Origin of the sequence: Methylobacterium trifolii (assembly GCF_022179685.1) — a bacterium.
GTDB classification, from domain to species: domain Bacteria; phylum Pseudomonadota; class Alphaproteobacteria; order Rhizobiales; family Beijerinckiaceae; genus Methylobacterium; species Methylobacterium trifolii.
On record NZ_BPRB01000270.1, the window covers coordinates 1 to 10,630 of the forward strand.

Genomic DNA, 10,630 nt, shown 5'->3' on the forward strand with positions numbered 1-10,630 from the left:
CATAACACGCTCTAGGCCGATGGGCGGCGATCAACGCTCGCGCGCCATCGAGGCACAGGCCGGTCTGATCCGATAGATCTACGAGGCGCAGCCCGAACTGTTTCTGCATGAACTGCGCGGCCGACTGACAGAACGGGGCCTGCAGGTTGGGTTGAGCAGCCTGTCCCGCTTCTTCAAGCGCCACGGCATCACGCGTAAAAAAACACCGGCCACGCCTCTGAGCAGGATCGGGAGGACGTGAAGGCAGCGCGCTTGTCCTGGTTCGAGCGTCAGCTTGATCTCGACCCGGACAGGCTCGTGTTCCTGGACGAGACCGCCACCAACACGAAGATGGTGCGCCGCTACGGGCGGGCTCCGCGCGGCGAACGCTGCCGGGTCGCGGTGCCATTCGGCCACTGGAAGACCATCACGGTCACGGCCGGCCTTCGCGCCAGCGGTCTGACGGCCATCGCGCTCCTCGACGGACCGATGACCGGAGCTCGCTTCCGCGGCTATATCGAAGAAACCTTGGTCCCAACTCTCAAGCCCGGCGACACAGTCGTGCTCGACAATCTGCCCGCCCACAAGGTCAGCGGTATCCGCGAACGCATCGAGGCGGCCGGAGCACGGCTGCTGTACCTGCCGGCCTACTCACCCGACTTCAATCCGATCGAACTCGTCTTCGCCAAGCTCAAGGCCATCTTGCGCGCCAAGGCAGCCCGCACGGTCAGCGACCTCTGGAACACCATCAAACGCGCGTTCAGACGCTTCTCAAAGACTGAATGCCGCAACTATCTCGCAGCCGCAGGCTACGACGCATACGATCCAACCTGATCGGATGTCGCTCTAGGCTTTGACGGTATCAGGCCGAGGCGCCGGCGAACACCTTCCAACCTGTCAGCGCGTCGGAGCTGCGGCCATAGATTCCGTCTGCCACACGACCCTTGCCAGCTGCTTGGTTGAGCGCACGCTGGCGGGCGGTGAACTTGTCCGCTGTAATTGGCCCCCAGAAGCCGCTGGCGTCGATACCGAGCTTGACCTGCACCCGCTTTACCTCTTCGCCGCGCGAACCTTGTCGCAGAGCTCCAAGCTTCTCTTCGATATTTTCAGGGTTGTTGCCACTATCGACGACGATCGCTGCTTCCTTTCCGGTAGTGAGCATTAGGTCAACGCGCGATTTGAGACCAACTCCGCTCAGTACCTTCTGGAACATTTTCCACTCGTCCGACGGCGCCTTAGTGCCGCGCACTGTGAGGCAGCCCCACGAGGAGAACTGCGCGCCGAGGTCGGAGCTCTCGCCCAAGAGGTACGAGCAATGGATGTTGTCGAGCGGCGTTGACGGGTCGAACACGTCAGCCGTGTCGAGCATCAAATCGGCGGAGTTGCGCAGGACCGTCGCTTCGGCGCCGCTTTCCAAGTCGGCCTTCGACTTCGCGAGGCGCAGCGCCGGGGTAAGCGTCTTGTGGCGCCAGACGTAATACGAGTACATCCCGGTTAGTAGCATGTTCGACGGGTCGCCGCCGTGCTTGGACCCGAACACTGCCTTGCGGCACGGCACAGTTGATCCCGTGAACGCGGACAGTTTCCTTTCGCCATGGAAATAGAAGCCGATCACACAGCGGAAGTTGCGGTGATCGGGCTCGGTCACCTTGATCGCGACACTGCCGGCCTTTGTCGCGGAGTGGCCGCTCACAAGCGATGCGCCGCGCAGCGCGAAGGCAATGACCTCCGTCTCGCGCGATGGAACGTAGCGATTGAGACGGAGAAGCGCCTCGATAGTCTCCGCCGTCAGGTCGAAAACTGCCGGTGTAGCTAGGCCGGCGATCCAGGCGTAGTCCGGCGCGCGGTCGGCTTCGGGCCAGCGAATGCCACTGTAGTCATGCGCTGCCTGGGGCACCGTACCTGGCATTTCCTCACCGGCATCGTCGACGGGGGGGGCAGGCTCGGTGGACGGGTCGGGGCGGTTAAGCGCCTCTTCGATCGTAAGTGCGGTGTCGTCTGATGCGGTTACGACGCCCTCTGGAGGCAGATCACTGTCCATCGAAGGTCCCTGTTCTGAGCGGCTTCCTTGGCGTGCGCGAAGGTTATGCACGCGAGTTCCACCATGGTTTGTTCTGCCGTGTTTAGCCGAAAGCTCAATCCACTGTGGATGCGCCGAACGCACGGCAAAGTTGAGCGAATCAGACGTAGTTTTCGTCTGACAATCCCCGACTTTTGGGGCGAGGGCAATGTGGATTCGAGCTAGGACAAGGTCCAGCGAGCTGGCTCTAGGTCGACTAGCAAATCCCATGAAAGTCGTGCGCAGTGCGGGCTATACGCACCAAGAGCCGACGCGGAGTGTTCCCCAAAAAATGACGACCTGAAGCACGTCTCGTTAAAGCTGAGTTTGTGGAAGGTCTGTCAACCCAACACGTGGCTCCGCTCCTTACACCAGCTAGTTCGGATTTCCGGTTCCGGCAGCTTTCCGTCTGAAAGCCGCATCGATTTGGCCGGCACCATAAGCATACATGACCAGTATGGTGGCGTATTGCGGGCCGACTCCGACCGGGATGGTCGCCCTTCTTCAGAGTCGCCATACGCGACCTCGACGACCGGATCGAGGTTGCCCATGCGCCGATCCGCTTCCATCAGGAGGGCCTGCGAAAGAGGCGTCCCATCCCAGATCACAGCGATGGAATGTTGCAGGTATTCGTGGGATACAACGTCCGCCCGTGCCGCTCTCGGTTGCGCGCTCTTTCGCTCGGCCAAATTAATCAGGCCAGCAACGCAGAACGGGCACATCCCTCGGCGGGCCAGATGCCCGAGCGCGGCCATGAGCGGCTCAAGCCAGCGTTTAAGAACTGCTCGCCGTCCCTCATCCACTGCCATCGAGTCTGTTCTTGCCTAGGCAACATGGACTTGAATTCACGGACGGGGCAGCACTGACCAGACCGGCTGGCTTTGGACCGAGCTTATTGAGAGAATCAGCCAGGACCGAAGGCGTTGGACATGATGCGAGGTCAGCAGACGGGTGCGGAGCAGGTAGTACTGTCGCTGCGCCAGATTGAGGTGCAGACAGCGCAGGGCAAAAGCTTGGCGTTTGCGTGCAAAGAGGCAGAGCTCTTCGAGCAAAGTAACGGATCACTTGCTTGCCGCCGTTCGCACCTCTTCAGGCGGCCTGACGGTCCAAGCGGAATACCGCTCAGGTTGTTTTCAAAGAGAAGGGTTTTTGGTTTGGCCGACGGTGGCATTGATCCATTCGCATGGAATGGTCCATGTCTGAAGTCAGTGCAGGATCGGTCGCCGCTCCATGAGCAGCTCTGAATGATCGCGCCGGCTGGCCGAGCGCAACCGGCCAAGCTGCGAAGGCAGGCAGGAACACATCGGGCGCGGGCGGCCGGCGGCAGTGCACTCCGTGTGGCCCGATCACGTCGTAGTGCCGTCGACTATTCTCGAATCTGATCCGCGCCTCCCCCCAAGCTGCGGAATTTTTCCCCGTTCAGCACGCGCCGCGCTGCCGCGCGTCGAGGCTTCCGCTGTAGCCGTTCTTGCGCAGCGAGCCTTGAGGTGGTGGAGGCCGTCCTCGCGCCCACGCCCGCGATGCAGGTCCGCATACTCTTGTCGATAAGTTTCAGGCCGCAGCGAATCGAGAAGGTGGCCCGGCGCAAGGCGGCGACAGTGAGCGACGGGCCCGGCCCGCGAGGTCGCGTGAGACGGACCCGTCGCCGAAATCAAGCGCAACCTCACAACCGGCGTGATCAGGCGCGGGCGCAGCCTTCAGGTGCGGTTGTCCCAGTCTGCCCTCGTTCCCCTTGTGTCGACGTGGACGAAGGTGTTGTAGATCCCTAAGCCCCCAGAAAACACGTTCTCCATGTCCCTCATTCGTCGCAAGACGGCGTGCCAATGGGCAGGCCCCTTCCCGTCGGCAGCCGTGAAGTCGACGGCGCGCATGGACTTGTGCTGGCTCTCAGCGGCGGCGCCAGATAAGCAGGAGTTGTAGGCAGTGTTGCGGTAAATGCTGTTGAGCCTGATCGGTGCGCCCAACCGCTCCCGCAATTCGTCTAGCACCCTGGCGGTAGGCCCAATGTTGTTCCAGAGCCCCTCGGGCGGCAGAGCATTCCTGCCGCGGCACGCGCTCGTCGGTGAATAGTGCGAACCACCCAGGAACAAAAATTCGCGGAAGCCGAAATGACGAAGATTAAGGGATGATAAGTAGGATTTGAACTTCTCTTCGTAGCCTGCATCCGGCGGATCGTCGCTCGCGAGCGGGGGGGACGAGGCGTCGTATGTCCTCATAGCCTCGTCCTCGGCTACGTCCGCGGTCGCCTCTGCGACGCTGTCGAGGTCCGTCCTGCTTTCGTCAGCCATGGCGTGCTCCCGGGCGGCGTCCGCACCGCGCCTAAGCGTCGGTCGCGCCCCCACCGACCGCAGGGCGCTTCCTGTTCTCGGTACCTCTGCGAACTTTGATTCGCAATCGGTCCACCCCGTCACCGAATTGGGTTGGCGGTCGTGGTCCGTCGGGAAGCGGCACGACGAGCGGGATGCTTCGTTGCGGCCGACGGACCCTCTTCCCATCGCTCGCGGCCCGTGACCCCGGCAAGGTCAAGTCGCCCGGGGCCGCTGTCCGTCCTGTCAGGTGGCCCCACCGAGCCGGCGGGCGCTCCCATGGCACGGCAGGGACCACGTCCGCGTTCAGGCCGGCTTTCGCCACGCTCGGCAGCGGGGGAGCAACTCGCCTTGGCCGGTACGGGCTGATGGAAACGCAGGACTTGAGGTGTCGAGGCTCTGCAGAGTCAGCGGTTGGCCGGGGACGCGTCAGTTACGGTTCGGACAGAAGCGGCCTCGACAGGCGCGTCTAGGTGACAACGCCGGTCAAAATGAGACTCGACCGGCGGTCGTTGACGAGGCCGGCGCTCATCTTCAGGTGCGCTCCGCTTCCGTGCCCGAACGTCATCCTGGCAATGCGGTCCAGGCTCCTCGCCGGAAGTGATTCAATATCCCCCTCCAGGGTCTTCTCGATCGGCCGGAGCGACCCCTTGGACAGGTTGTCAATCCTCCTCGGCTCCTCTATCAGGAAGGTGATCTTGCTAACCCAGAAAGGTTTCCTGTCGAGCTCGGCGATGACCCTCGGTTCAATCACGGCTACGCCTGCTTTCAGTCTGCCCTCCGCAATCGCTACGATCACCGTGGCGAGGACGACTGCGCCGAACAGCCAGAGCATCCGCATCATGTGCCCCGACCTGTGCGACGACGCGAAGCTTCTTCTTGGCAAATGCCACGTCGTCCATCATCATACTGATTGGGCGAGGCGCAAGAGCATGGAGCGGGCGCGCTCGGCGTTCCATCGTCCGCACAGTACGGGGCCCACGCATGGGGCGGCCGCGTCCGGGCGGCAGTCGTCTCGTCCCAGCGCGCGATCCAGCCCTCGACCTCGGTCAATGGGGCCGGTTCGCGCGAGGTACCTGTCCGCCATGAAGGAGCGAGCGATGCGCCACCTAGCCGTCCTCGGCTTCGCCGCCTCTCTGGTGGCGAACCAAGCGACCGCAGAAACCCGGGAGTATCGCGGGCTCTGCGAGGCCTCCGCAGCCGCAGCGCTGGACGACCGCCATTTCGCGGTCGCTAGCGACGAAACGAACGTGCTGTTCGTCTACGAGAGGGGGATCGCGGACCCGGTCGCCAAATTCGACTTCGAGCCGTTCACTACCTTCGGAGGCTCGGACCTGGAGGGTGCCGCGCGCGTCGGGTCGCGCGTTTACTGGATCAGCTCACACTCTTTCAACAAGAACGGTCAGGATCGCGACAAGCGCAAAGTGTTTTTCGCAACAGACGTGGGGTTCGCTTCGGGAAGGCCCGTTCTCCGGGCGGTTGGAAAGCCGGCGTTCGGGTTACGGGACGACCTCGCCGCCGCCGCCGGCGTGCCCAACGCAGAACTCAACCTGGAAGGCCTCGCCGCCGCCGCCGAAGGGCTGTTGCTGGGGCTTCGCGGGCCGCTCGTCGACGGCAAGGCGATTGTTGTGCCCCTTGAGAATCCAGCCGCTGTCGTGGAGGCGTCGCAGGCCCCGCGATTCGGTTCGGCCGTACGCTTGGATCTTGGCGGCCTCGGCATACGAAGCATGGACTGGGTCGGGAGCGGCGAACGGGCCTACGTCATCACTGCGGGACCGGTGGAGGACGGCAGTGCGCCATTCCGCCTCTACTGGTGGTCAGGACGTCCCGACGACCTGTCGCCGAAGCTAGCGTTGGAGATGTGGACGGGCGACAACCTAATTCCCGAGGCGCTGGTCGCCTTCCCGGATCAAACTTCCTTCCAGATTCTGAGCGACGACGGGAATCGGTGCAGCGACGAGGGGCCTGCCCACCTGCGCAGGTTCCGGAGCGTGGACGTCAGTTTGCCGGAAGCCGGAACGGCAAAGTAATAGTCGCCGGCTCGGCCGGCGCCGCCGGGGCTCTCGGCGTCCGTGACAGGTCCTGGTCCGGCGAGAGTCCGCACCTGGGGTGGGAGGCAAGCGCGACGCCAACCACAGGCGGGGACGACGGCCGAGGCTGGGGCCACACCGGCCGGGCGAAGAGTATCTTGCCCTCCTGGAGGACGTGTCCCATTCTTTGCCGGCCAGCATGACGGCGAGACCGGAGACGCCGATGGTCAATGAACCGGACGCCAACTCGCCCAATCTCGTGGAATGGGACGAGCGCGACGAAAAGGAAGGACGCGCGGATCCGAACCCACGGCCGCGTCCCTTCCCGTTCCAAGTTCCGCCTTTCTGGGTATCGGCCGGCTCAGGGACGGCCCCTGACGACGCGCCACCGGCCGCCGGGCTTACGGTGGCGGTCGTCAACCGCGTCCTTCCGGACGAGGCGGTGCCGGCATGCCGGATCTCGGTCGGCGCGGTCTCCGCCACGACGGCCGCAAACGGCGTGGCCGTGCTCGACCTCGCCGCGCTCGGCGAGGGTCGACACGCCATCACGGTGACGGCGCCTGACGTGTTCGCTGGTCCGGTCGGGCCCGGTTTTCCGGTCGATCCGTCCAAGGAGCGCGTCTGGCGTCCGTTCTCTGGGACGGTCCAGGTCGCGGGAGGACGCTTGGCGGCCGCCGAGCCTGCCGATTGTATAACGATCTTGGATAAGGGCCTGCGGGTACGTCTCGGACCGGTTTGGCTGCGAGCACCACTGGTGTCGGCCCGGCCCGGTCCGCCCGACATGATCGTCATCCACCACACCGCAGGTAGGCTTGACGGAGACTTGCGCACCTTCCTCTACAGCGGGCAGGTCTCGATCCATTACCTCGTCGCCCCGGACGGTGAGGTCTACAAGCTCGCCGCCGAGGGTAGCAAGGCGGCGCACGCCGGAACGAGCGCGTGGCAAGGGGCCGAGAACTTGAACGGGGCTTCGATCGGGATTGAGATGACCCACCGGACCGGCGTCGAATACCCAGTCGTCCAGGTCGACGCCGTAGTCGACCTCGTGCGTCGCATCAAGGCGGCTTACCCACGTATTCCCCCCGGGAGGGTGGTCGCTCACAGCGACATCGGGTTGTGCGACCCGGGCAGCCGCAATCCTTGCCAGCCGGCCGCGCCGAAGCGGCTGGGCCGCAAGTCGACCGACCCCGGGTCGGCATTCCCTTGGGAGCGCATCGAAGCGCTGGGCCTTGGGTTCCAATTCGCGGACGGCGTCGTGCGACCCGACATCTACGGCGGCTTCTTCCAGCGATTTCCCCGCGAGACATTGCGCGATGGAGACGGGGACGCTGAACGCCGCTATGGTGGCGTGGTCCGGCCAGACGTCTCCGGAGCCGTGCGGGGGCTCCAAGGCGACCTCAAGGCACTCGGATATTTTTGTCCGCCGGATGGAGAATACGGGACCGTTACCGCCATGGCAGTCCGCATGTTCCAGCAACGCGTCTTCAGCGGAACGCGGCGGATTGGCAGGCCGGATGGTTTCAACAGCGGCGACGGCCGTTTCGACCTCTCGACGGCGCATTATCTGAAGAGGGCCCACGGGGAGACCCGGCGCGTTTTCGGCGAAGCTGACGCCCCGTCCCGGCAAGGGGGACCGCCCAGGGCGCGGACCGGACGGCGAGGAACGCGGAAAGCATCAGCCTCTATTATGCTCCTTGGATTCGGCGCCTTAATGCTTGGTTGCGCGTTGATTCTCGCGGGCGGCCGACGCGAACGACAGCACCCAGAATAGCGCCGCTCAGAATTTCTGGTGGTCTGATGATGCCGGGATGGGAGAATTGGCGTGGACCTCATGGTGCAATTTGATGGCGCGGCGGTCGGCAGCGAGGGGGGGGCAGCGTGGACCGGTGCGCACCAGGCGGTCTCCGCCCTAGGGTGTTCGTTGCGCGCGGTCCATCCGGGCACCAGCGACCCGAACCTGAGGCGATGGTTCGCCGTGAGCGTCCCCGACGCCGGCCAGGCTGCGCGGCTCGCGGAAGCGCTTCGGGTGCGTCCGGAAGTAACGGCAGCCTACGTCAAACCGACCGACGAGGCGCCCTGAAGATATCGCCTGTGGACACGCTCGCCGAGACGTTCCAATGTTGCGCAAACGGAGGTTTTAATGGCTGGGGGAACTCAACAAGGCGGGAGCGCGCGCTACCAGGCCGAGCGTGAACTCATCGTGTTCGTCCCACCTGCGGTCGCCGGCCTTGAGCCCTCCGGCGACGTCGCGGAGGGGGCTCCTCCGGGTTTCGCCCGGGCCTTCGACGAGGTCCTCGGGCGATACGGCGCGTCGGTCGCCCCTTTGTTCGCTGCCTCCCAAGAGACCGACGCTCCCTCTGCTTTTGAGGGGGCAAGGCCGCTCTTCCACAGGGTGAGGGCGAAGGAGGACGGCGCCCTGGACTCCTTGGCCAAGGAGCTCTTTAGCGTACCCGGGGTCGAGGCAGCCTACGTCAAGCCGCCGGCCGAACCTCCCATGCTCAATGACATGGCCCCGACGCTCGCAGAGCCGCCGGGCGCCACGCCGGATTACCGCCCCAGGCAGGTCTACCTCAAGCCAGCCCCGGAAGGTGTCGACGCGGTCTTCGCATGGGAGCAGCCCGGAGGGCGAGGTGAAGGCGTCACGATCTACGACGTCGAGGGCGGTTGGTGCTTCGAACACGAGGACCTGGTGCGCAACAGCCTGGGATTGGGCGGCGGCATCGTAAGTGCGGACATGGGTTGGCGGAACCACGGCACGGCAGTCATGGGGGTTTTCGGCGGGGACCAGGAGGGTCGCGGGATCACGGGGATCTGCCCCGACGCCAAGGTCGGGGCAGTCGCGATCTTCGAGATCGGCTCGGCGGCCGCCATCCGCGCTGCCGCGGATAAGCTGCGTCCGGGAGACATTCTCCTCATCGAGCTACATCGACCGGGACCAAGGAACGACTACCAAGGCCGCCAGGATCAAGATGGTTACGTCGCGGTGGAGTGGTGGCCAGACGATTATGATGCCATCAGGTATGCGGTTGGGCGTGGCGTGATCGTGGTCGAGGCGGCAGGCAATGGCGCGCAGGACCTGGACGATCCGATCTATGACCAGCCCGCGCCGGGTTTTCCCAGAGACTGGATCAATCCCTACTCTCGGAAGGGCCGCGACAGCGGCGCGATAGTAGTAGGCGCCGGCGCGCCCCCTCCCGGGACGCACGGCAGCGACCACGGACCGGACCGCTCGCGCCTGGAATTCTCGAACTACGGGGCGCTCGTGGACGTGCAGGGCTGGGGACGCGAGGTGACTACCTGCGGCTACGGTGACCTTCAGTCGGGCCGCGAGGAAGCCTGGTACACGGACCGCTTCAGCGGGACGTCGAGCGCGTCGCCCATTGTGGTGGGTGCGTTGGGCGCTGTCCAGGGCATCTTACGAAGCCGCAAACTCCCGTTACTGACTCCCGCGCGCGCGCGCGCGCTCCTCCGCAACACGGGTTCGGATCAGACCGACGGACCCGATCGACCGCAAAGCCAGCGCATCGGACGCCGCCCGGATATCCGTGCGATGGTCGAGGCGGCGACGGCGCGGGACCAATCGTAGCCAAGGGCCGGACCCGGCCTAGCGCCTTCCGCTGCATTCCGCTGCATTCCGATCGGCGGAAGCGGATCGTCGGCGGAGCCGCAACCCCGTTTTACAGGCTTAGGAGGCCGGTGGAGAAAGGCGGTCCTCATGCGCCTGGGGCGGGGTCAGGCGCCTCTCGGTTCGATCTCATCCCAGAGGTCGGCGTGTAGCCCTTGTATGTGATGGCGGATTGCCATGATCGTTGTCCCGACGTTCACGTAGGCAGTTGTCCTTCCTTGGAAGTTGACCCCGGACACACTCCTGGACGCCTTGTGCAACGCCACAACCCGCCAAAAATCGTCGAGCACGGGCGAACCCGAGGAGCCGGAGCGGGTGTCTGTGAAGTACTGAACCTCGTCGCCTTTGACCTCGCGCACCAGGTTGTTACGTATCGCGAACTGCTTCGGCCGGCCCGCGGGATGCTGGACGATGTTGACCGGCACGTATTGCCCAGGCGCTGCCTGAAGCGGATCTTTGGCCAGGCGGAGCGGGGGACGTCCGCAGTCGTCTGGGATCCTCAGCACCGCGTAGTCAAGCACGGGGTCCCAGGCGAGGAGCTCGCTCGCCTGTATCGACACGGTCTGGGATCCGTCACTGTCGAAGTCGAATATGGCGGTGGTCGCCGCTGCCTGAAGCCTTAGATCGACCT

9 protein-coding genes and 2 pseudogenes are annotated in these 10,630 nt (G+C 64.5%); 6 read left to right on the forward strand and 5 right to left on the reverse strand.

The annotated features are described in order from the left end of the window. Positions 1-813: pseudogene (locus COGEMETH_RS21260) on the forward strand (IS630 family transposase); the annotation flags it as partial. A gap of 28 nt (positions 814-841) precedes the next feature. Here the strand turns inward: COGEMETH_RS21260 and COGEMETH_RS21265 are convergent. Next, a complete protein-coding gene (locus tag COGEMETH_RS21265) occupies positions 842-2,020 on the reverse strand; it encodes a hypothetical protein (protein WP_238184604.1) in 1,179 nt (392 codons plus the stop codon). A gap of 359 nt (positions 2,021-2,379) precedes the next feature. Continuing rightward, entirely contained in the window at positions 2,380-2,847 is a 468-nt protein-coding gene (locus COGEMETH_RS21270; RefSeq protein WP_238184606.1) for a transposase, read from the reverse strand. 120 nt (positions 2,848-2,967) lie between these two features. Here COGEMETH_RS21270 and COGEMETH_RS21275 point away from each other — a divergent pair. Further along, positions 2,968-3,093 (forward strand): annotated as a pseudogene (locus COGEMETH_RS21275) (IS3 family transposase); the annotation flags it as partial. A gap of 642 nt (positions 3,094-3,735) precedes the next feature. Here COGEMETH_RS21275 and COGEMETH_RS21280 read toward each other — a convergent pair. Together COGEMETH_RS21280 and COGEMETH_RS21285 are read right to left on the reverse strand one after the other, a co-directional pair. Further along, positions 3,736-4,326, reverse strand: coding sequence for a D-Ala-D-Ala carboxypeptidase family metallohydrolase (locus tag COGEMETH_RS21280; RefSeq protein WP_238184608.1), 591 nt, complete (start codon positions 4,324-4,326; stop codon positions 3,736-3,738). Between the two features lie 487 nt (positions 4,327-4,813). Then, positions 4,814-5,188: a hypothetical protein gene (locus COGEMETH_RS21285; protein ID WP_238184610.1), complete on the reverse strand. Its 375-nt coding sequence runs from the start codon at positions 5,186-5,188 to the stop codon at positions 4,814-4,816. Positions 5,189-5,444: 256 nt separating this feature from the next. Here COGEMETH_RS21285 and COGEMETH_RS21290 point away from each other — a divergent pair, with 256 nt between their 5' ends. The 4 genes from COGEMETH_RS21290 to COGEMETH_RS21305 all read left to right on the forward strand — a co-directional run bounded on the left by COGEMETH_RS21290 (position 5,445) and on the right by COGEMETH_RS21305 (position 9,960). Beyond that, positions 5,445-6,374, forward strand: coding sequence for a DUF3616 domain-containing protein (locus tag COGEMETH_RS21290; RefSeq protein WP_238184611.1), 930 nt, complete (start codon positions 5,445-5,447; stop codon positions 6,372-6,374). A gap of 223 nt (positions 6,375-6,597) precedes the next feature. Next, entirely contained in the window at positions 6,598-8,145 is a 1,548-nt protein-coding gene (locus COGEMETH_RS21295; protein ID WP_238184612.1) for a peptidoglycan recognition protein family protein, read from the forward strand. Positions 8,146-8,196: 51 nt separating this feature from the next. Next, entirely contained in the window at positions 8,197-8,454 is a 258-nt protein-coding gene (locus COGEMETH_RS21300; RefSeq protein WP_238184614.1) for a hypothetical protein, read from the forward strand. A gap of 345 nt (positions 8,455-8,799) precedes the next feature. Continuing rightward, positions 8,800-9,960, forward strand: a complete 1,161-nt coding sequence (locus tag COGEMETH_RS21305) for a S8 family serine peptidase (RefSeq protein ID WP_238184615.1) — start codon at positions 8,800-8,802, stop codon at positions 9,958-9,960. 146 nt (positions 9,961-10,106) lie between these two features. Here the strand turns inward: COGEMETH_RS21305 and COGEMETH_RS21310 are convergent. Then, positions 10,107-10,630: trypsin-like serine peptidase (locus COGEMETH_RS21310; protein WP_238184616.1), on the reverse strand; the 524-nt coding region annotated here is incomplete at its 5' end.

Coding starts and splice junctions, on each gene's coding strand:
- COGEMETH_RS21265 (WP_238184604.1), bottom strand. CDS start 2,020: ATGGACAGTGATCTGCCTCCAGAGGGCGTCGTAACCGCATCAGACGAC.
- COGEMETH_RS21270 (WP_238184606.1), bottom strand. CDS start 2,847: ATGGCAGTGGATGAGGGACGGCGAGCAGTTCTTAAACGCTGGCTTGAG.
- COGEMETH_RS21280 (WP_238184608.1), bottom strand. CDS start 4,326: ATGGCTGACGAAAGCAGGACGGACCTCGACAGCGTCGCAGAGGCGACC.
- COGEMETH_RS21285 (WP_238184610.1), bottom strand. CDS start 5,188: ATGATGCGGATGCTCTGGCTGTTCGGCGCAGTCGTCCTCGCCACGGTG.
- COGEMETH_RS21290 (WP_238184611.1), top strand. CDS start 5,445: ATGCGCCACCTAGCCGTCCTCGGCTTCGCCGCCTCTCTGGTGGCGAAC.
- COGEMETH_RS21295 (WP_238184612.1), top strand. CDS start 6,598: ATGGTCAATGAACCGGACGCCAACTCGCCCAATCTCGTGGAATGGGAC.